The 22,777-nt window shown below is 54.3% G+C and carries 20 protein-coding genes; 13 read left to right on the forward strand and 7 right to left on the reverse strand.

Annotation, left to right across the window (positions count from 1 at the left end):
• Positions 1-30: 30 nt before the first annotated feature.
• Genes AA74_RS0108150 through mtnN form a run of 3 tightly spaced genes read right to left on the reverse strand, consistent with a single transcriptional unit; the run spans position 31 to position 2,173 of the window.
• Positions 31-654, reverse strand: a complete 624-nt coding sequence (locus AA74_RS0108150; RefSeq protein WP_008501922.1) for a TRIC cation channel family protein — start codon at positions 652-654, stop codon at positions 31-33.
• Between the two features lie 27 nt (positions 655-681).
• On the reverse strand, positions 682-1,482 hold the full coding sequence (gene btuF, locus AA74_RS0108155; RefSeq protein WP_025912195.1) for a vitamin B12 ABC transporter substrate-binding protein BtuF: 801 nt from the start codon (positions 1,480-1,482) through the stop codon (positions 682-684).
• Positions 1,475-2,173, reverse strand: a complete 699-nt coding sequence (mtnN, locus tag AA74_RS0108160; protein ID WP_008501920.1) for a 5'-methylthioadenosine/S-adenosylhomocysteine nucleosidase — start codon at positions 2,171-2,173, stop codon at positions 1,475-1,477. Before mtnN ends, btuF begins: the two co-directional genes overlap by 8 nt.
• An 82-nt stretch (positions 2,174-2,255) precedes the next feature.
• On the opposite strand from mtnN, the gene dgt reads away from it, so the two are divergent.
• The 3 genes from dgt (at position 2,256) to cdaR (ending at position 6,642) form a co-directional block, all read left to right on the forward strand.
• Positions 2,256-3,770 carry a dGTPase gene (gene dgt, locus AA74_RS0108165; RefSeq protein ID WP_008501919.1) on the forward strand — a complete coding sequence of 505 codons (1,515 nt, stop codon included), beginning with the start codon at positions 2,256-2,258 and terminating at the stop codon, positions 3,768-3,770.
• A gap of 130 nt (positions 3,771-3,900) precedes the next feature.
• Entirely contained in the window at positions 3,901-5,337 is a 1,437-nt protein-coding gene (degP, locus tag AA74_RS0108170; protein WP_025912196.1) for a serine endoprotease DegP, read from the forward strand.
• A gap of 147 nt (positions 5,338-5,484) precedes the next feature.
• Positions 5,485-6,642, forward strand: coding sequence for a DNA-binding transcriptional regulator CdaR (gene cdaR / locus AA74_RS0108175; protein ID WP_008501917.1), 1,158 nt, complete (start codon positions 5,485-5,487; stop codon positions 6,640-6,642).
• Positions 6,643-6,731: 89 nt separating this feature from the next.
• Here the strand turns inward: cdaR and AA74_RS0108180 are convergent, their stop codons facing one another.
• From AA74_RS0108180 to map, 4 genes are all read right to left on the reverse strand, one after another.
• Positions 6,732-7,121 carry a DUF3461 family protein gene (locus tag AA74_RS0108180; RefSeq protein ID WP_008501916.1) on the reverse strand — a complete coding sequence of 130 codons (390 nt, stop codon included), beginning with the start codon at positions 7,119-7,121 and terminating at the stop codon, positions 6,732-6,734.
• Positions 7,122-7,232: 111 nt separating this feature from the next.
• Positions 7,233-8,057: a 2,3,4,5-tetrahydropyridine-2,6-dicarboxylate N-succinyltransferase gene (gene dapD, locus AA74_RS0108185; protein WP_008501915.1), complete on the reverse strand. Its 825-nt coding sequence runs from the start codon at positions 8,055-8,057 to the stop codon at positions 7,233-7,235.
• Positions 8,058-8,089: 32 nt separating this feature from the next.
• The gene (gene glnD / locus AA74_RS0108190) at positions 8,090-10,765 is read right to left on the reverse strand and encodes a bifunctional uridylyltransferase/uridylyl-removing protein GlnD (protein ID WP_025912197.1); all 2,676 of its coding nucleotides are present in this window, start codon (positions 10,763-10,765) and stop codon (positions 8,090-8,092) included.
• A 62-nt stretch (positions 10,766-10,827) separates the two neighbouring features.
• A complete protein-coding gene (map, locus tag AA74_RS0108195) occupies positions 10,828-11,622 on the reverse strand; it encodes a type I methionyl aminopeptidase (protein ID WP_008501913.1) in 795 nt (264 codons plus the stop codon).
• A gap of 321 nt (positions 11,623-11,943) precedes the next feature.
• Here map and rpsB point away from each other — a divergent pair, with 321 nt between their 5' ends.
• The 10 genes from rpsB to skp all read left to right on the forward strand — a co-directional run bounded on the left by rpsB (position 11,944) and on the right by skp (position 22,777).
• On the forward strand, positions 11,944-12,669 hold the full coding sequence (gene rpsB, locus AA74_RS0108200; protein WP_003856207.1) for a 30S ribosomal protein S2: 726 nt from the start codon (positions 11,944-11,946) through the stop codon (positions 12,667-12,669).
• A gap of 117 nt (positions 12,670-12,786) precedes the next feature.
• Positions 12,787-13,638, forward strand: a complete 852-nt coding sequence (tsf, locus tag AA74_RS0108205) for a translation elongation factor Ts (protein ID WP_014830708.1) — start codon at positions 12,787-12,789, stop codon at positions 13,636-13,638.
• A 150-nt stretch (positions 13,639-13,788) separates the two neighbouring features.
• The gene (gene pyrH, locus AA74_RS0108210) at positions 13,789-14,514 is read left to right on the forward strand and encodes a UMP kinase (RefSeq protein ID WP_008501910.1); all 726 of its coding nucleotides are present in this window, start codon (positions 13,789-13,791) and stop codon (positions 14,512-14,514) included.
• Between the two features lie 167 nt (positions 14,515-14,681).
• Complete coding sequence (gene frr / locus AA74_RS0108215) at positions 14,682-15,239, forward strand: ribosome recycling factor (RefSeq protein ID WP_008501909.1); 558 nt, start codon at positions 14,682-14,684, stop codon at positions 15,237-15,239.
• Between the two features lie 93 nt (positions 15,240-15,332).
• Positions 15,333-16,532, forward strand: a complete 1,200-nt coding sequence (gene ispC / locus AA74_RS0108220; protein WP_008501908.1) for a 1-deoxy-D-xylulose-5-phosphate reductoisomerase — start codon at positions 15,333-15,335, stop codon at positions 16,530-16,532.
• Between the two features lie 186 nt (positions 16,533-16,718).
• Positions 16,719-17,477, forward strand: coding sequence for a (2E,6E)-farnesyl-diphosphate-specific ditrans,polycis-undecaprenyl-diphosphate synthase (ispU, locus tag AA74_RS0108225; RefSeq protein WP_021240487.1), 759 nt, complete (start codon positions 16,719-16,721; stop codon positions 17,475-17,477).
• Positions 17,478-17,489: 12 nt separating this feature from the next.
• Positions 17,490-18,347: a phosphatidate cytidylyltransferase gene (gene cdsA, locus AA74_RS0108230; RefSeq protein WP_008501906.1), complete on the forward strand. Its 858-nt coding sequence runs from the start codon at positions 17,490-17,492 to the stop codon at positions 18,345-18,347.
• Positions 18,348-18,358: 11 nt separating this feature from the next.
• The gene (gene rseP / locus AA74_RS0108235) at positions 18,359-19,711 is read left to right on the forward strand and encodes a sigma E protease regulator RseP (RefSeq protein WP_025912198.1); all 1,353 of its coding nucleotides are present in this window, start codon (positions 18,359-18,361) and stop codon (positions 19,709-19,711) included.
• Positions 19,712-19,742: 31 nt separating this feature from the next.
• Positions 19,743-22,160 (forward strand): outer membrane protein assembly factor BamA, encoded by a 2,418-nt coding sequence (gene bamA, locus AA74_RS0108240; RefSeq protein WP_008501904.1) that lies wholly within the window; start codon positions 19,743-19,745, stop codon positions 22,158-22,160.
• Between the two features lie 122 nt (positions 22,161-22,282).
• The gene (gene skp / locus AA74_RS0108245) at positions 22,283-22,777 is read left to right on the forward strand and encodes a molecular chaperone Skp (protein ID WP_008501902.1); all 495 of its coding nucleotides are present in this window, start codon (positions 22,283-22,285) and stop codon (positions 22,775-22,777) included.

Below are 22,777 nucleotides of genomic sequence, written 5' to 3' on the forward strand. Positions count from 1 at the left end.
GCGAAGCGCCACCGGGCTTATAAACGACGCCTATCTTGAAGTTTCATCCAGCGCAAACGTCGGCAGCTTCAGGTGCCAGCGTATCGCCGCTAAACGTATCGCCAGCGTCACGATCATCCCGAGCATCGCGGCGTTTTCCAGCGGAATGGCAAAGGTGTAATACGCGGTCGCGTGGACAATGCCGCCCGCAATACAGGCCGTCGCGTAAATTTCAGTACGCAGGATCATCGGCACCTCACGTGCCAGAATGTCGCGAATGATCCCGCCGCCCACGCCGGTTAATACGCCCATGCAGATCGCCACCATCGGACCGGTGCCCGCATTAAACGCCTTATTGACGCCAATACCGACAAACACGGCCAGACCGACGGCATCCAGTACCGGCAATATCCATTTTGGTAATCGGCGGGGCTGGCGAACCAGCACAATGGTTAACAGACAGGTGACCATCGCGACCACCAGGTCGGTCGGATCTTTCACCCAAAACACCGGGCCATTGGCCAGCGCCATATCGCGGATTGTCCCGCCGCCCACGGCGGTCACCACGCCCAGCACCAGCACGCCAAACGGATCCATGCGTAGTTTTCCGGCGAGCAGGACGCCGGAGATAGCAAAAACGGCTGTGCCAAGAATATCCAGCCAATAAACGAGCATCGTTAAATCCTCGAAAAGGGTCTTATGTTAGTGACTCTCTGCCAGCGCGGCACAGAGCTGTTTTGCGGCGAGGATAATACGCGGGCTGGCGCGTTCAAACCAGTCGCTGTTGAGGGGTATTACCGGTATTTTTAGCTGCTTTTGCCAGAATTGCTCGATTTTGGGAATTTCGCTCGCATTTCCGACCACCACGATGGACTGTGGCTGGCGCGCCAGAACCTGCTCACGGCTAACCTGAGGCCACGGTACCCGGCTGGCTGCAAAGATGTTTTCACCGCCACAGACTTCCAGTACCTGATTCTGAATCGACCCTTTACCGGTGGTGAACAGCGGCTGGCTGCCAAACTGCAGGAAGATGCGCTTTTTAACAGGGGTATCGTATCGGGATTTCAGCGCGGCATAGTCGCTGAGCATCTGTTTCGCTGCAGCCTCGGCTTTTTTGGGCGTAGGGCTATAGGGTGCCAGGGCCTGTAGCGCCTGAGCGACCTGCTCAATGCTGACGGTATCAATCCACATGATCTTGATGCCAAGGGAGGTAAGCTGGTTAACCTGCCGCTCGGCGTTGCCGCCGCGCCAGGCCAGCACGAGATCCGGTTTCAGCGCCACGATGCGCTCAAGGTTCATCCCTTGCCAGGTTGCCACCTGTTCAATGCCCGCAGCCTGTGGGGGATAATCCGAAAAGCTGCTCACGCCAACGGGCGTGATCCCGGCGGCAAACGCCAGTTCGGTATTGGCGGGAGAGAGGGTAATCACACGCGGCGCGGCAAAAAGCCACGCCGGTGCGAGCAGAAGCAGGGCGGCCAGCGCCCTGAAGGGATGTTTAGCCACGTGCCAGGTTCTGCACCAGGCGTTCCACCATCACGGTGGACTGTTTTGCTGCAACGGTCAGGAACTCGTCGAAGCTGATGTGGGACTGCTGATCTGCCACGTCAGAGATGGCGCGAACCACTACAAACGGTACGTTGAAATTATGGCAAACGTGCGCGATCGCGGTCGCTTCCATCTCAACGGCCACCGCCTGAGGGAAGTTATGACGGATTTTCGCCAGGCCAACGGAGCCATTGATGAACGCATCACCGCTGACAATCAGACCGCGTACCGCGTTGAGGTTGAGCTCCGCAATGCAGGTCTCTGCCGCCGCAATCAGTTTGTCGTCCGCTTTAAACCCTGCCGGGCAGCCCGGAAGCTGGCCGTACTCGTAGCCGAACGCGGTGACGTCCGCATCGTGATAGCGCGCTTCGTCGGAAACAACGATGTCACCTACTTTCAGCGTCGGCGCCAGGCCGCCCGCAGAGCCGGTATTCACGATCACGTCCGGCTTGCAGCGCTCAAGCAGCAGGGTGGCACCCAGCGCCGCAGCGACTTTACCGATGCCTGATTTCAGCAGAGCCACGTCAACACCGTTTAGCTGACCGGTATAGATCTCACAACCTCCCAGAGAGAGGGTCTGACGGTTCTCAATTTTGTCACGCAGAAGCGTAACTTCTTCTTCCATTGCACCAATAATGCCGATTTTCATAGATTTACTCGCGATGTGCCTTGTTAAGATGCATAGTCTATCATGCGGTTAAGGGGAAACGCATTCTCACGCGGGGGAGCACATGTCACCAATCGATTTTCGCACCAAAATTAACTGGCACCGACGTTTCCGTTCGCCGCAGGGCGACAAGAGCGAACATGAGATTCTGCGTATCTTCGAAAGCGATCGCGGGCGGATCATTAACTCGCCCGCCATCCGCCGTCTGCAGCAAAAGACCCAGGTCTTTCCGCTGGAGCGTAACGCCGCGGTGCGCACGCGCTTAACCCACTCCATGGAGGTGCAGCAGGTCGGGCGCTACATCGCCAAAGAGATTTTAAGCCGTCTCAAAGAGCAGCGCTTACTGGAAACCTATGGTCTGGACGAGCTGACGGGGCCTTTTGAGAGCATCGTTGAGATGGCCTGCCTGATGCATGACATCGGCAACCCGCCTTTCGGTCACTTTGGAGAGGCGGCTATCAATGACTGGTTTAAACAACGGCTTTACCCTTCGGATGCGGTAAGCCAGCCGCTGAGCGACGACCGCTGCATCGTACGCGATTTACGCCTGCGTGAAGGTGAAGAGGGGCTGAACGATCTGCGCCGCAAGGTGCGCCAGGACCTCTGTCACTTTGAGGGTAACGCGCAGGGGATCCGGCTGGTGCATTCCCTGATGCGTATGAACCTGACCTGGGCGCAGGTCGGCTGCATTCTGAAATATACGCGCCCCGCGTGGTGGATGGGGGAGACGCCCGCGTCCCACAGTTATTTAATGAAAAAACCGGGCTATTACCTTTCCGAAGAGGCTTATATTGAACGGTTACGTAAAGAACTTTCATTGACGCCAAACGGCCGTTTTCCATTGACCTGGATTATGGAAGCCGCCGATGATATTTCCTATTGCGTGGCCGATCTGGAAGATGCCGTTGAGAAAAGAATTTTCAGCGTCGAAGAGCTTTATCAGCATCTTTATACGGCCTGGGGCACCCATGAAAAAGGCTCGCTGTTTGCGCAGGTTGTCGAAAATGCTTGGGAAAAATCGCGCTCAAATACATTAAGCCGCAGTACGGAAGACCAGTTCTTTATGTATTTGCGGGTCAATACATTAAATAAGCTGGTGCCGTACGCGGCGTCACGCTTTATTGATAATTTGCCGCTGATTTTCAGCGGGGAATTCAACCACGCCCTGCTGGAAGATGACAGCAGTTTCAGCCAGCTCCTCGAGCTTTATAAACATGTGGCGATGCGGCATGTATTCAGCCATCCGGATGTCGAACAGTTAGAGCTGCAGGGATATAGGGTGATCAGTGGGTTACTGGAAATTTATGCTCCGCTGCTCCAGCTGTCGGTCGACGAATTCAGCGAGCTGGTGGAACACGAGCGCGTGCGCCGTATTCCCATTGAATCACGACTTTATCAAAAACTTTCTACCCGACACCGTCTGGCGTATGTCGAAGCGATTGGCAAGCTGGATCGCCAGTCCCCGCAGTGGCCGGTGATGGAATATTATTACCGCTGCCGTCTTATCCAGGACTATATCAGCGGCATGACGGATTTGTATGCCTGGGATGAATATCGCAAGCTGATGGCGGTGGAATAACCCGGAGTTTTGTAAAGACGGCCAATAAATTTTTACCTTTTCCATAAACTTATCGCCGGAACTAAGCGGTATAAAACGAATCTGAGTTACACAGCAATTTTGCGTTACCTGTAAATCGAGATTAAGAAACATGAAAAAAACCACATTAGCAATGAGTGCACTGGCTCTGAGTTTAGGTTTAGCGCTGTCTCCTTTGACTGCTACTGCAGCCGAGACCGCGTCGTCGGCAGCAACCGCGCAGCAGATGCCAAGCCTGGCACCGATGCTCGAAAAAGTGATGCCATCGGTGGTGAGTATTAACGTTGAGGGTAGCACGACCGTCAATACGCCGCGCATGCCGCGTAACTTCCAGCAGTTCTTCGGCGACAACTCGCCGTTCTGCCAGGACGGTTCGCCATTCCAGAGCTCTCCGTTCTGTCAGGGCGGTGGCGCAGGGGATGACAGCCAGGGCGGCGGCCAGCAGCAGAAATTCATGGCGCTTGGCTCGGGGGTAATCATTGATGCAGTGAAAGGCTATGTCGTCACCAACAACCACGTTGTTGATAACGCGAGCAGCATTAAGGTTCAGCTGAGCGATGGCCGTAAGTTTGACGCCAAAGTGGTCGGCAAAGATCCGCGCTCCGACATCGCGCTGATCCAGATTCAGGATCCGAAAAACCTGACGGCGATTAAAATTGCCGACTCCGACGCGCTGCGCGTGGGTGACTATACCGTGGCGATCGGTAACCCGTTCGGTCTGGGTGAAACCGTGACCTCGGGTATCGTCTCTGCACTGGGCCGTAGCGGCCTCAATGCCGAAAACTATGAAAACTTCATCCAGACGGATGCAGCGATCAACCGCGGTAACTCCGGCGGTGCGCTGGTGAACCTGAACGGCGAGCTGATCGGTATCAACACCGCGATCCTGGCACCGGACGGCGGCAACATCGGGATCGGCTTTGCTATCCCAAGTAACATGGTGAAAAACCTGACCGCGCAGATGGTGCAGTATGGCCAGGTGAAACGCGGTGAGCTGGGTATCCTGGGTACGGAACTGAACTCCGAACTGGCTAAGGCAATGAAAGTTGACGCCCAGCGCGGGGCATTCGTCAGCCAGGTGATGCCGAACTCCTCTGCCGCGAAAGCGGGCATTAAAGCGGGGGATGTGATCACCTCCCTGAACGGTAAACCGATCAGCAGCTTTGCTGCCCTGCGTGCGGAAGTCGGCTCTATGCCTATCGGCAGCAAAGTGACCCTTGGTCTGCTGCGCGACGGCAAGGCGGTTAACGTCAGCCTGGAGCTGCAGCAGAGCAGCCAGAATCAGGTGGACTCCAGCACCATCTTCAGCGGGATTGAAGGTGCCGAGATGAGCAACAAAGGCGCAGATAAAGGCGTAGTGGTGAATAACGTGAAGGCGAATTCACCGGCAGCCCGTATCGGCCTGAAAAAAGGCGATGTGATCATGGGCGCTAACCAGCAGCCGGTGAAAAACATCGCTGAACTGCGTAAGATCCTCGACAGCAAACCTTCCGTGCTGGCGCTGAATATCCAGCGTGGTGACACCTCTATTTACCTGCTGATGCAGTAATCCTCTGAAGCCCCTGTTCGCAGGGGCTTTTCTCGTTTCTGTGACCTTTCACACAAGTCCACACTTCTTCCTCTCTCTTTGTGCATCTGCACAATGCGGGCGTCGCTGAACTTCCCTATGCTTGAGCCCTGCTCACGGGAGGGTTCTATGGCTGGCTGGCATCTTGATACCAAAATGGCGCAGGATATTGTGGCGCGCACCATGCGCATCATTGATACCAATATCAACGTAATGGATGCCCGCGGGCGCATTATTGGCAGTGGCGATCGCGAGCGTATTGGGGAATTGCACGAAGGCGCGCTGCTGGTGCTCTCCCAGGGGCGCGTGGTTGATATAGACGATGCGGTAGCGAAACACCTGCACGGCGTCCGTCAGGGCATCAATTTACCGCTGCGCCTTGAAGGCGAGATTGTGGGGGTCATCGGCCTCACCGGCGAGCCTGAGTCACTGCGAAAATACGGTGAGCTGGTCTGCATGACGGCGGAGATGATGCTGGAGCAGTCGCGGCTGATGCACCTGCTGGCTCAGGACAGCCGCCTGCGCGAAGAGCTGGTGATGAACCTTATTCAGGCAGAGGAGCATACGCCTGCGCTCAGTGAATGGGCCCAGCGTCTGGGGATCGATCTGAACCAGCCGCGCGTGGTGGCGGTCATTGAGGTCGACAGCGGCCAGCTGGGCGTAGACAGCGCGATGGCCGAGCTGCAGCAGCTGCAAAATGCACTGGCGACGCCGGAGCGCGATAACCTGGTGGCGATCGTCTCTCTGACGGAGATGGTGGTGCTCAAACCGGCGCTCAATGCGTTTGGCCGCTGGGATGCGGACGATCATCGCCGTCGCGTGGAGCAGTTAATTTCCCGTATGAAAGAGAATGGTCAGCTGCGTTTTCGCGTTGCGCTGGGCAACTACTTTACCGGGCCGGGCAGTATCGCCCGCTCCTGGCGAACCGCGCGCACCACCATGATGGTGGGTAAGCAGCGAATGCCGGAAAGCCGCAGTTATTTCTATCAGGATCTGATGCTGCCGGTGCTGCTCGACAGCCTGCGCGGGGGCTGGCAGGCCAATGAGCTGGCGCGGCCATTAGCGCGTCTGAAAGCCATGGATAACAACGGCCTGCTGCGCCGGACGCTGCAGGCGTGGTTCCGTCATAACGTGCAGCCGCTGGCGACGTCAAAAGCGCTGTTTATCCACCGCAATACCCTGGAGTATCGGTTAAACCGAATTTCAGAGCTGACGGGGTTAGATCTGGGAAATTTCGATGACAGGCTGCTGCTGTATGTGGCGCTGCAGTTGGATGAACAGAGATGATGCTGTTTGCCGGGTGGCGGCTTCGCCTTACCCGGCCTACATGCGTTCGTAGGCCCGGTAAGCGAAGCGCCACCGGGCAATAAAACGGCTTATTTGTTGCGGGTTAACTTCTCAAGATCCGCTTCAATCTCGCTGATCTTATTGGTAACAACGCTTTCAAGGTGACGCAGGTCGTCAAGGATCTTGCGCTTGAGATCGACTTCGGTGCGGTCGCGCTGGCAGATCTGATCGAGTTCATCGATCACATAGCGCAGGTTAGGGCTGATTTCCTGTACTTCTTTGTATCCCTGTCCTACACCGTCAGCAACAACGGTCTTACGCTGGCGTGGGTATTTAAACTTCACGCTTTTGGCGAAAAACTCTCCTTTGTCCTTGTGAAAATAGATTTTCAAAATATCGTTATTGGCTTCCTGGCGGAGGCTGTAACGATCAATTTCATCAGGATTGGTAATGCCCAGACTTTTCAGATTATCGTACATAGCGGTACCCTTGATCTCAACATAACCTTTGAATAATTAACGAAAAAATCTATTTTCGCCACCCTCAGATATAAAAAAAGCGGGGTTGCCCCCGCTTTTTGTTATACCCGATTAATCGATGGTGCGCAGCAATTCGTTGATGCCCACTTTACCGCGCGTTTTCGCATCCACTTTCTTCACGATAACCGCACAGTACAGGCTGTATTTGCCATCTTTTGACGGCAGGTTGCCGGAAACCACCACGGAGCCCGCCGGAACGCGACCGTAATGCACTTCACCGGTTTCACGGTCGTAAATACGGGTGCTCTGGCCGATGTAAACGCCCATGGAGATCACGGAACCTTCTTCCACGATCACGCCTTCCACCACTTCAGAGCGCGCGCCGATGAAGCAGTTATCTTCGATGATGGTTGGGTTAGCCTGCAGTGGCTCCAGAACACCGCCGATGCCCACGCCGCCGGACAGGTGAACGTTTTTCCCGATCTGCGCACAGGAACCAACCGTTGCCCACGTATCCACCATGGTGCCTTCATCAACGTAGGCACCGATGTTCACGTAGGATGGCATCAGCACGGTGTTGCGTGCGATGAAGGCACCCTGACGCACCGCCGCAGGCGGCACCACGCGGAAACCTTCTTTCTGGAAACGCGCTTCGTCGTAGTCAGCGAACTTCATTGGCACTTTATCGAAGTAGCGGCTTTCTGCTCCGTCGATAACCTGGTTATCGTTGATGCGGAAAGAGAGCAGCACGGCTTTCTTCAGCCATTGATGAGTGACCCACTGACCGTCGATTTTTTCTGCCACGCGCAGTGCGCCGGAATCCAGCAGGGAAATCACCTGGTTTACCGCTTCACGGGTCACGGTATCCACATTTGCCGGGGTAATCTCGGCGCGACGCTCAAAAGCGGACTCAATAACGTTCTGTAACTGCTGCATTGTTTACTCTTTCCATTTCACTAAAAAACATATCACCCTTTATCGTTTGGATTGAGGGCTGCTGTCAACCGTTGTTGCACTTCAAGCTGCAGGTCATTATTAAGGGCACGCCGGTCGGCGGTGGCGATTATAAATAAATCTTCTACTCGCTCGCCAATCGTTGTAATTCGGGCCCCATGAAGCGAAATTCCCAGATCGGCAAAAACCTGGCCGACGCGGGCGAGCAGCCCTGGCTGGTCGAGCGCGATCAGCTCCAGGAACGATTTACGATCGGTGTGGGTCGGCAGGAAATTGACCTCGGTATCCACGGTAAAGTGGCGCAATTTTGCCGGCTGGCGACGCGGCTGCGGGGGCTGCCAGCTGCGCTGGGTAATCGCCTGCTCCAGACCAAAACGTATCCCTTCATGCCTGTCCGACGACAGCGGGCTGCCGTCCGGCTCCAGCACGATAAAGGTGTCCATGGCCATACCGTCGCGGGTGGTGAAAATCTGCGCGTCATGCACGCTCAGGTTACGCCTGTCCAGCTCGGCACAGACGGCAGCAAACAGATAAGGCCGGTCCGGGCTCCAGATGAAAATCTCCGTTCCGCCGCGCGTGGCCTGCGGGCTCAGCAGGATCATCGGCTGGGACAGATCGTGCTTGAGCAGATGCCGCGCGTGCCACGCCAGCTGGTTTGGGCTGTGGCGGACAAAATAGTTGGCGCGGCAGCGGGCCCAAATCTGATGTAGCGCCTCTTCATCAATGTTATCCATCCGCAGCAGCGCCAGCGCCTGAAGCTGGTGGTGACGCACGCGCTCGCGCATGTCCGGCGTGTTCTGCATCCCGCGACGCAGCTGTTTTTCGGTGGCAAAGTACAGCTCGCGCAGCAGGCTCTGCTTCCAGCTGTTCCACAGGGTTTCGTTGGTAGCGCAAATATCCGCCACCGTCAGGCAGACCAGATAGCGCAGGCGGTTTTCCGTCTGAACTTCTTCCGCGAACTGCTTAATGACTTCCGGGTCCTGAATGTCCCGACGCTGCGCGGTGACCGACATCAGCAGGTGATGGCGCACCAGCCAGGCCACCAGCTGCGTTTCACGTGAGTTGAGGCCGTGCAGCTCGGCAAATTTCAGCACGTCCTGCGCGCCCAGTACCGAGTGGTCACCGCCGCGGCCTTTGGCGATGTCGTGGAACAGGGCGGCAATCAGGATCAGTTCCGGATGGGTCAGGCGCGGCCACAGCTCGACGCACAGCGGGTGGCGGGAGCGCGTCTCTTCTTTGGCAAAGCTCTCCAGCTTGAGCATCACGCGGATGGTGTGTTCATCCACCGTGTAGGCGTGGAACAGGTCGAACTGCATCTGCCCGACGATGTGCGACCACTGCGGCATATAGGCCCACAGCACGCTGTGGCGGTGCATCGGCAGCAGCCCGCGGCTGACGGCACCCGGATGGCGGAGCATGCTCAGGAACAGCGAGCGCGCTTCCGGGATGTAACACAAAGGCTGCGTCAGATGTCGGCGCGCGTGGCGCAGATGGCGCAGGGTGGTGGAGTAGATCCCGGTGATGGTGCTGTTGCGCACCATGGTGTAGAACATCCGCAGGATCGCTTCCGGCTCGCGGATAAACAGCGTTTCGTCGCGCAGATCGATAAGCGTACCGCGCAGCTGGAATTCGTCATCAATCGGGCGCGGCTTTTCGTCGGCAGTCAGGGCCAGAATGGCCTCGTCGAACAGCTGCAACAGCATCTGGTTCAGCTCGGTAACCCGGCGGGTGACGCGGAAGAAATCCTTCATCATCTGCTCAACCGGCTCGTTACCTTCGCCCTGGTAATTCAGGCGCTGCGCCACGCTGAGCTGGCGGTCAAACAGCAGACGGTTATCGTAGCGGGTGACCTCCAGATGCAGGGCAAAGCGGATGCGCCACAGCAGGTGCAGACACTCGTTGAGCTCGTTACGCTCCGCCTCGGTTAAAAAGCCGAAGCCAACCATCTCGTCCAGCGAGGTGGCGCCGAAATGGCGACGGGCGACCCACTGTAACGTGTGGATGTCGCGCAGGCCGCCGGGGCTGCTTTTAATGTCAGGCTCAAGGTTATAGCTGGTGCCGTGGTAGCGCTGGTGGCGCTGGTTTTGCTCCTCGACTTTCGCGGCGAAGAACTTTTCTGACGGCCAGAAGCCGTCGCTGAAGATGTGTTTTTGCAGCTCCAGGAACAGCGCGACGTCGCCAATCAGCAGACGGGTTTCAATCAGGTTGGTGGCAACGGTCAGGTCCGATAGCCCTTCCAGCAGACACTCTTCCAGGGTGCGAACGCTGTGGCCGACTTCCAGCTTCAGGTCCCAGAGCAGGGTCAGAAGCTCGCCGATTTTTTGCGCCTGTTCGTCCGGCAGCTTTTTGCGGCTTAGGATCAGGAGATCGATATCGGAAAGCGGATGCAGCTCACCGCGGCCATAGCCCCCGACGGCAACCAGCGCGACGTCGCTAACCTGCCCGAAACCGTAGTCGATCCATAGACGCTGCAGGAGCTGGTCGATAAACTCGGTGCGCGCCTCAATGAGCTGCTCGGCAGATACGCCTGCATCGAACGCGCTACCCAGCCAGCGATGGAAAACATCCATATGGGCTTTAATATGCGCGCAGGTCAGCTCGTGCGGCGGCCAGACGCCCGGGTTATCGGGCTGGTCGGGGAGGGTGGGAAGGGCTGTGTTAGCATACTGTTCGGGTAATAGATTACTCATCGTGCGCCACCCATAAGAAAAAGCTATCGCCATTAAAAAAGCCGGCATTTGCCGGCTTCTTATCACTCAATGTTCGTCAGTATCGCCGGGATGGTGTCATCCTTGCGCAACGTCATAATTTCGCAGCCGTTGTCTGTTACCACAATAGTATGCTCGTACTGGGCAGACAAGCTTCTGTCTTTGGTTTTCACCGTCCAGCCGTCTTTCATGGTGCGGATGCGGTAGTCACCGGCGTTGACCATTGGCTCGATGGTGAAGGTCATGCCCTTTTGCAGCACAACGCCGCCGTCGTCTGCATCGTAGTGCAGAACCTGCGGCTCTTCATGGAAGACGCGGCCAATACCGTGACCGCAGTATTCGCGCACCACGGAGAACCCTTCCGCTTCCACAAATTTCTGAATTGCGGCGCCGATAGTACGCAGGCGAATACCCGGCTTCACCATTTTCAGCGCCAGGTAGAGGCTGTCCTGGGTGACTTTGCACAGACGCTCGCCCAGGATGGTCGGCTTGCCAACGATGAACATTTTTGAGGTGTCACCGTGGTACTCGTCTTTAATGACGGTCACGTCGATGTTGACGATATCGCCGTCTTTCAGCAGTTTTTCATCGTCAGGAATGCCGTGGCACACCACTTCATTAATAGAGATGCAGACGGATTTTGGGAAACCGTGGTAGCCGAGGCAGGCGGAAACCGCGTGCTGCTCGTTCACGATATAGTCGTTACAGATGCGGTCCAGTTCACCCGTGCTGACGCCCGGCTTCACGAACGGCTCGATCATTTCCAGCACTTCCGCGGCCAGACGACCGGCGACGCGCATCTTTTCAATTTCTTCAGGTGTCTTAATAGAGATAGCCATGTAATCTGTCCATCGGTGTCGATTTTTTCGACAATACTAGTCTAAGTGTCGTCAATGGTATCAGTCAGGCACGCTCCGTGCCAAATTGAGAATCATTAACAGCACACTCCGCCAACAACTGTTGGTTTCTGGTCGTGTTTTGTGGTATAAAGCGCGCCGGACTTCCGATCCATCTCAGATACACAGGCTGGACGGAAGCGACAAATCTCACTTTGTGTAACAACACACACGTATCGGCACATATTCCGGGGTGCCCTTCGGGGTCGGTAATATGGGATACGTGGAGGCATAACCCCAACTTTCAATATAGAGGTTTTAAACATGGCAACTGTTTCCATGCGCGACATGCTCAAGGCTGGTGTTCACTTTGGTCACCAGACCCGTTACTGGAACCCGAAAATGAAGCCTTTCATCTTCGGCGCACGTAACAAAGTTCACATCATCAACCTTGAGAAAACTGTACCAATGTTCAACGAAGCCCTGGCTGAGCTGAACAAGATCTCTTCCCGTAAAGGTAAGATTCTGTTCGTTGGTACTAAGCGCGCTGCAAGCGAAGCTGTGAAAGATGCTGCTAACAGCTGCGACCAGTTCTTCGTGAACCATCGCTGGTTGGGCGGCATGCTGACCAACTGGAAAACTGTTCGTCAGTCCATCAAGCGCCTGAAAGATCTGGAAACCCAGTCTCAGGACGGTACTTTCGACAAGCTGACTAAGAAAGAAGCGCTGATGCGCACTCGTGAACTGGACAAGCTGGAAAACAGCCTGGGCGGTATCAAAGATATGGGCGGCCTGCCAGACGCGCTGTTCGTAATCGATGCAGACCACGAGCACATCGCTATCAAAGAAGCTAACAACCTGGGTATCCCGGTATTCGCTATCGTTGATACCAACTCCGATCCGGACGGTGTTGACTTCGTTATCCCGGGTAACGACGACGCAATCCGTGCTGTTAGCCTGTACCTGAGCGCTGTAGCTGCTACCGTTCGTGAAGGCCGTTCCCAGGATCTGGCTTCTCAGGCGGAAGAAAGCTTCGTAGAAGCTGAATAATAAGGTTTTACCCCTTATTAGTACCGTGTATGAATAGGGGCCCATTACCGGCCCCTTTTTTCAATTTACACTGTTTGGCCCCCGGCCGGGCAGTTCACATCTCCCGAGGATTTAAGAATGGCTGAAATTACCGCATCCCTGGTAAAAGAGCTGCGCGAGCGTACTGGCGCAGGCATGATGGATTGCAAAAAAGCGCTGACTGAAGCGAACGGCGACATCGAGCTGGCAATCGAAAACATGCGTAAATCCGGTGCGATCAAAGCAGCTAAAAAAGCAGGCAACGTTGCTGCTGACGGCGTGATCATCACTAAGATCGACGGTACCTACGGCATCATTCTGGAAGTTAACTGCCAGACTGACTTCGTTGCTAAAGATGGTGGTTTCCAGGCATTTGCTAACAAAGTTCTGGACGCAGCGGTTGCTGGCAAAATCACTGACGTTGAAGTTCTGAAAGCACAGTTCGAAGAAGAGCGTGTTGCGCTGGTTGCTAAAATCGGTGAGAACATCAACATCCGTCGCGTTGCTTCTCTGGAAGGCGACGTTCTGGGTTCATACCAGCACGGTGCTCGTATCGGTGTTCTGGTTGCGGCTAAAGGCGCTGACGAAGAGCTGGTTAAACAGCTGGCAATGCACATCGCTGCAAGCAAGCCAGAATTCGTTAAGCCAGAAGACGTGTCTGCTGAAGTGGTAGAGAAAGAGTACCAGGTTCAGCTGGACATCGCGATGCAGTCTGGTAAACCAAAAGAAATCGCAGAGAAAATGGTTGAAGGCCGCATGAAGAAATTCACCGGCGAAGTTTCTCTGACTGGCCAGCCATTCGTAATGGACCCAAGCAAATCTGTTGCTCAGCTGCTGAAAGAGCACAACGCTGACGTAACTGGCTTCATCCGCTTCGAAGTGGGCGAAGGCATCGAGAAAGTTGAGACTGACTTCGCAGCAGAAGTTGCTGCAATGTCCAAGCAGTCTTAATGATTGAAAAGGAGCCGCCTGAGGGCGGCTTCTTTTTGTCACCCGTCACAGGAAATCAGACAGGCTCCAGTATCGCTGTACTGATTTGCGGCATATCATGTCGCCAGAATTAACCCCCATCTTAATCGTTGACAGTCTCAGGAAAGAAACATGGCTACCAATGCAAAACCCGTGTACAAACGCATTCTGCTTAAGCTGAGTGGCGAAGCGCTGCAGGGATCGGAAGGCTTCGGTATTGACGCAAGCATCCTTGATCGCATGGCACAGGAAATCAAAGAACTGGTCGAACTGGGCATCCAGGTTGGCGTGGTCATTGGCGGTGGCAACCTTTTCCGTGGTGCTGGTCTGGCGAAAGCGGGGATGAACCGCGTTGTGGGCGACCACATGGGTATGCTGGCAACCGTGATGAATGGCCTGGCGATGCGTGATGCGCTCCATCGCGCCTATGTGAACGCCCGCCTGATGTCCGCGATCCCCCTGAATGGCGTATGCGATAATTACAGCTGGGCAGAAGCTATCAGCCTGCTGCGCAACAACCGCGTGGTGATCCTCTCCGCCGGTACGGGTAACCCGTTCTTTACGACCGATTCCGCTGCCTGCCTGCGCGGTATCGAGATCGAAGCTGATGTGGTACTGAAAGCGACCAAAGTCGATGGCGTGTTTACTGCCGACCCGGCAAAAGATCCTTCTGCCACCATGTACGATCAGCTGAGCTACAGCGAAGTGCTGGATAAAGAGCTGAAAGTGATGGATCTTGCCGCCTTCACGCTGGCTCGCGACCACAAATTGCCAATTCGTGTCTTCAACATGAACAAACCTGGCGCACTGCGTCGCGTGGTCATGGGCGAAAAAGAAGGCACTTTGATCACGGAATAATTTCCGTTGACGATAAATACAGGTAAGATTCCGCTTTATTTTGTAGTGGTATCTTACCCGGGCGCGCCTTTGGCGTTGTCATGAATTAAACGCGACTATACTTAGCACACCTGTAGCGCTGTGCTGGCGGATAGTCTGCCTGAGACAAGTTTTCAAGGATTCGTAACGTGATTAACGACATCAGAAAAGATGCTGAAGTACGCATGGAAAAATGCGTAGAAGCGTTCAAAACCCAAATCAGCAAAATCCGTACTGGCCGTGCTTCCCCAAGCCTGCTGGATGGCATCATCGTCGAGTACTACGGTACGCCAACCCCTCTGCGTCAGCTGGCGAGCGTGACGGTAGAAGATACCCGTACGCTGAAAATCAACGTATTCGATCGTTCTATGGGCCCGGCGGTTGAGAAAGCGATCATGGCGTCTGACCTCGGTCTGAACCCAAGCTCTGCGGGTGCTGACATCCGCGTTCCACTGCCACCGCTGACCGAAGAGCGTCGTAAAGACCTGATCAAAGTGGTGCGTGGCGAAGCTGAGCAGGGTCGTGTATCCGTGCGTAACGTCCGTCGCGACGCGAATGATAAAGTCAAAGCGCTGCTGAAAGAAAAAGAGATCAGTGAAGATGACGATCGTCGTTCCCAGGACGACATTCAGAAAATGACTGACGCTGCCATCAAAAAAATTGATGCGGCGCTGGCAGATAAAGAAGCGGAACTGATGCAGTTCTGATTTCTGTCGTACACTGATAAACGCCGTTCAGAGGGACTTTGGGTCTAGCTGGCGGCGTTTTGCTTTTATCTGGTCTAACTTTTCGGGCATCTCATGAAGCATTTAACACTCCTTGGCTCAACCGGCTCTATCGGTTGCAGCACTCTCGACGTTGTTCGCCATAATCCTGAACTTTACACCGTGACAGCGCTGGTGGCCGGTAAGAATGTGCAGCGAATGGTTGAGCAGTGCCTGGAGTTTACGCCCCGCTATGCGGTGATGGATGACGAAGAGAGCGCGCGCTTGCTGAAAGCACAGCTGCTTGAGAAGGGCAGTCGAACCGAGGTGCTGAGTGGCCAACAGGCGGCCTGCGAGATGGCGGCGCTGGATGAGGTGGATCAGGTGATGGCGGCCATTGTCGGGGCGGCAGGATTATTGCCGACGCTTGCCGCGATTGATGCCGGTAAGGACGTTCTGCTGGCCAATAAAGAGTCGCTGGTTACCTGCGGACGCCTGTTCATGGAGGCGGTGAAGCAGCGCGGCGCACGTCTTTTGCCCGTCGACAGCGAGCACAACGCGATTTTTCAGAGTTTACCGCAACCTTTTCAACAGAACCTGGGGTACGCTGACCTGGAGCAGAATGGCGTCGTGTCGATTCTGCTTACCGGGTCAGGTGGCCCGTTCCGTGAAACGCCACTGTCTGAACTGCGTGCGATGACGCCGGATCAGGCGTGCCGTCATCCGAACTGGTCGATGGGGCGTAAAATCTCCGTTGACTCTGCCACCATGATGAATAAAGGTCTGGAATACATTGAAGCGCGCTGGCTGTTTAATGCGTCAGCGAAACAGATGGAAGTACTGATTCACCCGCAATCGGTGATTCATTCGATGGTGCGTTATCAGGATGGCAGCGTGCTGGCGCAGCTGGGCGAACCGGATATGCGTACGCCGATTGCCCATTCCATGGCGTGGCCGAATCGAGTGAAGTCCGGCGTGAAGCCGCTTGATTTCTGCAAGCTAAGTTCCCTGACGTTCAGTGAACCAGACTACGACCGTTACCCTTGTCTGAAGCTTGCAATGACGGCCTTTGACCAGGGGCAGGCGGCGACAACGGCACTGAATGCAGCCAATGAAATTACCGTTGAAGCATTTCTGAATCAGCAAATTCGTTTTACCGATATTGCGGCGTTAAATTTATCGGTACTGGAGATGATGGATTTGCGCGAACCACAGAGCGTGGAAGAGGTGCTAACGGTGGATGCAGCTGCGCGTAATATTGCGCGCCAACAGGTGACACGTCTCGCAAGCTGGTGATAAAGCAACCACTAGTCGTCGTGCTATTTGTTAGCGTTGGGCTTCAGTGATATAGTCTGCGCCACCTGATCGCAGGTATTTGACTTTACGTGGTCAGGTGAGCCGTGGTTTGACACGGCTTTTTTATGTATCGGCTTCAGTATTCCTGAGTACCGTTAAATCCTTTTCAGGGACAAAAAACGCGTTATGTTGTCTGCGAATCAACCAATAAGCGAAAACTTGCCAGCTCATGGCTGCCGTCATGTAGCAATCATTATGGATGGCAATGGCCGCTGGGCGAAAAGACAAGGGAAGATACGAGCCTTTGGGCATAAAGCTGGGGCGAAATCCGTTCGCCGCGCCGTTTCTTTTGCCGCCAATAACGGCATTGATGCGTTAACGCTCTATGCTTTTAGCAGTGAAAACTGGAATCGACCGCTGCAGGAAGTGACTGCGTTGATGGAATTGTTTGTGTGGGCGCTAGACAGCGAAGTAAAAAGCCTGCACCGCCACAACGTCCGCCTGCGTATCATTGGCGATACCAGTCGTTTTAACTCACGTTTGCAGGAACGGATTCGTAAAGCAGAGGCGTTGACTGAAAATAATACCGGTCTGACGCTGAATATTGCGGCGAATTACGGCGGACGCTGGGATATTATCCAGGGCGTTCGGCATCTCGCCGAACAGGTTCAGGAAGGGCTGTTGAGACCCGACCAAATTGATGAAGAAGCGCTGAGCAAGCAAATCTGCATGAATGAACTGGCACCTGTGGATTTAGTAATTAGGACAGGGGGAGAACATCGCATAAGTAACTTTTTGATATGGCAAATTGCCTATGCCGAACTTTACTTTACAGATGTTCTTTGGCCCGATTTTGATGAACAAGACTTTGAAGGTGCGCTGCATGCCTTTGCCAATCGAGAGCGTCGTTTCGGCGGCACCGAGCCTGGTGGCGACAACGCCTGATGGGGGTAGCTTTTGCTGAAGTATCGCCTGATTTCCGCTTTTGTATTAATACCCATTGTCATTGCGGCGCTGTTTTTACTGCCCCCGGTGGGATTCGCTATTGTTACGCTGGTGGTGTGCATGCTCGCCGCGTGGGAATGGGGACAGTTTAGCGGCTTTACCTCGCGTACGCAGCGTGTATGGCTTGCGGTACTTTGTGGCTTTATTCTGGCCGTAATGCTGTTCACGTTGCCTGAATATCATCATGATATTCATCAGCCTCTGGTGGCTGGTTCCTTGTGGATATCGTTGGCCTGGTGGGTTGCCGCGCTGTTGCTGGTGCTGTTTTATCCCGGCTCCGCGGCGTTGTGGCGTCATTCAAAAGTGCTGCGACTGATTTTTGGTTTGCTCACTATTATTCCTTTTTTCTGGGGTATGGTTGCGCTGCGCGCCTGGCACTACGACGAAAACCACTACAGCGGTGCGATCTGGCTGCTTTATGTGATGATTCTCGTCTGGGGGGCTGACTCCGGGGCCTATATGTTTGGTAAACTGTTTGGCAAACATAAGCTGGCACCGAAGGTTTCTCCGGGCAAAACCTGGCAAGGATTTATCGGCGGTTTGTTTACGGCCGCGATCATCTCCTGGGGCTACGGCGTCTGGGCGAATCTTGAAGTGGCACCATCAATACTACTGGTGTGCTCCATTTTTGCTGCGCTTGCCTCCGTGCTCGGTGATTTAACCGAAAGTATGTTCAAGCGTGAAGCAGGGATTAAGGACAGTGGACACCTGATTCCAGGGCATGGCGGTATACTGGATCGCATTGATAGCCTGACAGCGGCTGTTCCAGTGTTTGCGTGTTTGCTTTTACTGGTATTCGGGACGATTTAACGGAAGGTTTTATGCTGAGCATTCTCTGGAATCTGGCGGCGTTCATAGTTGCACTGGGTGTACTGATTACCGTGCATGAATTTGGCCATTTCTGGGTTGCTCGCCGCTGTGGCGTGCGCGTAGAACGGTTTTCCATCGGTTTTGGTAAATCACTCTGGACGCGCACCGACCGCCACGGTACGCAATTTGTCATCGCCCTTATCCCGCTGGGCGGCTACGTCAAAATGCTCGACGAACGCGTCGAGCCTGTCGCGCCTGAACTGCGACACAGCGCATTCAACAATAAAACCGTTGGACAACGCGCCGCCATCATCGCTGCCGGACCGGTAGCCAACTTCATCTTTGCGATTTTCGCTTACTGGCTGGTGTTTATCATCGGCGTCCCTGGCGTGCGTCCGGTAGTAGGTGACATTGCCCCCAACTCCATCGCGGCGAGTGCGCAAATTACATCCGGGATGGAACTTAAAGCGATTGATGGCATCGAAACCCCTGATTGGGATGCCGTGCGACTGCAGCTGGTTGCTAAAATTGGCGATCCGCAGACCACCATCAGCGTATCGCCATTTGGGTCAGACGCCCGTCAGGACAAAGTGCTCGATTTACGTCAATGGTGTTTCGAGCCAGACAAAGAGGATCCCGTCGCAGCGCTGGGCATTCGTCCGCGCGGCGCGCAGATCGAGCCGGTATTAGCCGAAGTACAGGCAAACTCGGCGGCGAGCAAAGCGGGTTTGCAAGCAGGCGACAGGATCGTTAAAGTCGATGGTCAACCATTAACAGAGTGGATGACCTTTGTTACTCTGGTGCGCGATAATCCGGGTACGTCTCTCGCGCTGGAAGTTGAAAGGCAGGGCAGTCCGCTTTCGCTGACGCTGATCCCGGATACGAAGTCGGTCGGCAAGAAGGCAGAAGGGTTTGCAGGCGTTGTGCCAAAAGTGATCCCGCTGCCAGATGAGTACAAGACAATACGCCAGTATGGGCCGTTCAGCGCCATCCTTGAAGCCACGGATAAAACATGGCAACTGATGAAGCTGACGGTCAACATGTTGGGGAAATTGATAACCGGTGATGTGAAACTGAACAACCTCAGTGGGCCAATTTCGATTGCCCAGGGGGCTGGGATGTCAGCGGAATTCGGGGTGATTTACTATCTCATGTTCCTCGCGCTCATTAGCGTGAACCTTGGGATAATCAACCTGTTCCCGCTTCCCGTTTTAGACGGGGGTCATCTGCTGTTTTTAGCGATTGAAAAGCTAAAAGGCGGGCCGGTATCCGAGCGAGTTCAAGACTTTAGTTATCGCATTGGCTCGATTTTGCTGGTGCTGTTAATGGGGCTTGCACTTTTCAATGATTTCTCTCGGTTGTAAGAGAGTTAGTTAGGAAGAACGCATAATAACGATGGCGATGAAAAAGTTGCTCATAGCGTCGCTGCTGTTTAGCAGCGCCACCGTATACGGTGCTGACGGGTTCGTAGTGAAAGACATTCATTTCGAAGGCCTTCAGCGTGTCGCCGTTGGTGCGGCCCTCCTCAGTATGCCTGTGCGCCCCGGCGATACGGTTAATGATGATGATATCAGTAATACCATCCGTGCTCTGTTTGCCACCGGCAACTTCGAGGATGTCCGCGTCCTGCGTGATGGTGATACCCTGCTGGTACAGGTAAAAGAACGTCCAACGATCGCCAGTATCACTTTCTCCGGTAACAAGTCGGTGAAAGATGACATGCTCAAGCAAAACCTTGAAGCATCCGGTGTTCGTGTGGGTGAGTCTCTGGACCGCACAACCCTTTCAGACATTGAAAAAGGTCTGGAAGACTTCTACTACAGCGTCGGTAAATACAGCGCCAGCGTGAAAGCGGTTGTGACTCCGCTGCCGCGTAACCGTGTTGACCTGAAGCTGGTCTTCCAGGAAGGTGTCTCTGCGAAGATCCAGCAGATCAACATTGTGGGTAACCACGCGTTCAGCACCGACGAACTGATCTCCACCTTCCAGCTGCGCGATGAAGTGCCGTGGTGGAACGTGGTGGGCGATCGCAAATACCAGAAACAGAAACTGGCGGGCGACCTTGAAACCCTGCGCAGCTACTATCTGGATCGTGGTTACGCGCGTTTCAACATCGACTCGACGCAGGTGAGCCTGACGCCGGACAAGAAAGGCATCTACATTACGATCAATATCACGGAAGGCGATCAGTACAAGCTTTCGGGTGTTGAGGTGAGTGGTAACCTGGCGGGGCATTCTGCTGAAATCGAATCGCTGACCAAAATTCAGCCAGGCGATCTCTATAGCGGATCCAAAGTCACCAAAATGGAAGACAGCATTAAGAAGCTGCTCGGCCGCTATGGTTATGCCTATCCGCGCGTACAGACTCAGCCGGAAATCAATGACGCGGATAAAACCGTTAAGCTGCACGTGAATGTTGACGCGGGTAACCGTTTCTACGTGCGTAAGATCCGCTTCGTCGGTAACGACACCTCCAAAGACTCCGTTCTGCGTCGCGAAATGCGTCAGATGGAAGGCGCATGGTTAGGTAGCGATCTCGTTGATCAGGGTAAAGAGCGTCTGAACCGTCTGGGCTATTTTGAAACGGTTGATACTGATACCCAGCGCGTACCGGGCAGCCCGGATCAGGTTGATGTCGTTTATAAAGTGAAAGAGCGTAACACCGGTAGCTTTAACTTTGGTGTGGGCTACGGTACTGAAAGCGGCGTCAGCTTCCAGGTTGGCGTGCAGCAGGATAACTGGCTGGGTACGGGTTACTCTGTCGGAATTAACGGTACCAAAAACGACTATCAGACCTACTCTGAGTTCTCTGTAACGAACCCATATTTCACCGTTGACGGTGTGAGCCTGGGCGGTCGTATCTTCTATAACGACTTTAAAGCAGACGATGCGGATCTGTCCTCCTACACCAACAAGAGTTACGGTGTGGACGGTACGCTTGGCTTCCCGATTAACGAATACAACACCCTGCGAGCGGGCTTAGGTTACGTGCATAACGACCTGTCCAATATGCAACCGCAGGTGGCCATGTGGCGTTACCTGGATTCTATTGGCCAGTCGGCGAGCAAAAACAGCGATAACAACGGTTTCGCTGCAGATGACTTCACCTTCAACTACGGCTGGACCTATAACCGTCTCGACCGTGGTTACTTCCCAACGGAAGGTTCTCGCGTCAACCTGAACGGTAAAGTTACCGTCCCGGGTTCCGATAACGAGTTCTATAAGGTGACGCTCGATACTGCGTCCTACTTCCCGATTGATGACGATCATAAGTGGGTGGTTCTGGGTCGTACCCGTTGGGGTTATGGTGATGGTTTAGGCGGCAAAGAGATGCCGTTCTATGAAAACTTCTATGCCGGTGGTTCCAGTACCGTTCGTGGCTTCCAGTCCAACAACATTGGTCCGAAAGCGGTTTACTACGGCGGGAACGACAAAGATAACTGCGATAAGTCTTCCTCATCAGAAGTCTGTAGTTCTGATGACGCAGTCGGCGGTAACGCTATGGCCGTTGCCAGTCTGGAGTTCATCACGCCAACGCCGTTTATTAGTGATAAATATGCGAACTCCGTCCGTACATCCTTCTTCTGGGATGCGGGTACGGTGTGGGATACCAACTGGGAGAACACTGCCCAGATGCGTGCAGCTGGCGTTCCTGACTACAGCGATCCGAGCAATATTCGCATGTCTGCCGGTATCGCATTACAATGGATGTCACCGCTGGGGCCGTTGGTCTTCTCTTACGCCCAGCCGTTTAAGAAATATGATGGAGACAAAGCGGAGCAATTCCAGTTTAACATTGGTAAAACCTGGTAATAATCCGCTGCAAAGGAATGCGTTGGCAGTGTAGCGCTGACAACTGGCGATCGGTAATACGGTCGCCTTGCCACGCAAAGAACGGTACCTTCTGGTGCCAATGGGATGGTAAGGAGTTAATTGTGAAAAAGTGGTTATTAGCTGCAGGTCTCGGTTTAGCGATGGCAACTTCTGCTCAGGCAGCAGACAAAATTGCAATCGTCAACATGGGTAATTTGTTCCAGCAGGTTGCACAGAAAACAGGTGTTTCTGCGACTCTGGAAAACGAATTCAAAGGCCGTGCAAGCGAACTGCAGGGTATGGAAAACGATCTTCAGTCCAAAATGCAGCGTCTGCAGCGTGATGGTTCTACCATGAAGGCAAGCGACCGCAGCAAGCTGGAAAAAGACGTAATGGCTCAGCGCCAGGCGTTCTCCCAGAAAGCGCAGGCTTTCGAGCAGGATCGTCAGCGTCGTTCTAACGAAGAACGCGGCAAGCTGGTGACTCGCATTCAGACCGCTGTTAAAGCAGTGGCTGCCGATCAGAGCATCGATCTGGTTGTTGATGCGAACGCCGTCGCTTTCAACAGCAAAGATGTTAAAGACATCACTGCTGACGTTCTGAAACAGGTTAAATAA

This window comes from Enterobacter sp. 5-4 (genome assembly GCF_000612205.1).
Lineage (GTDB): Bacteria > Pseudomonadota > Gammaproteobacteria > Enterobacterales > Enterobacteriaceae > Enterobacter > Enterobacter roggenkampii.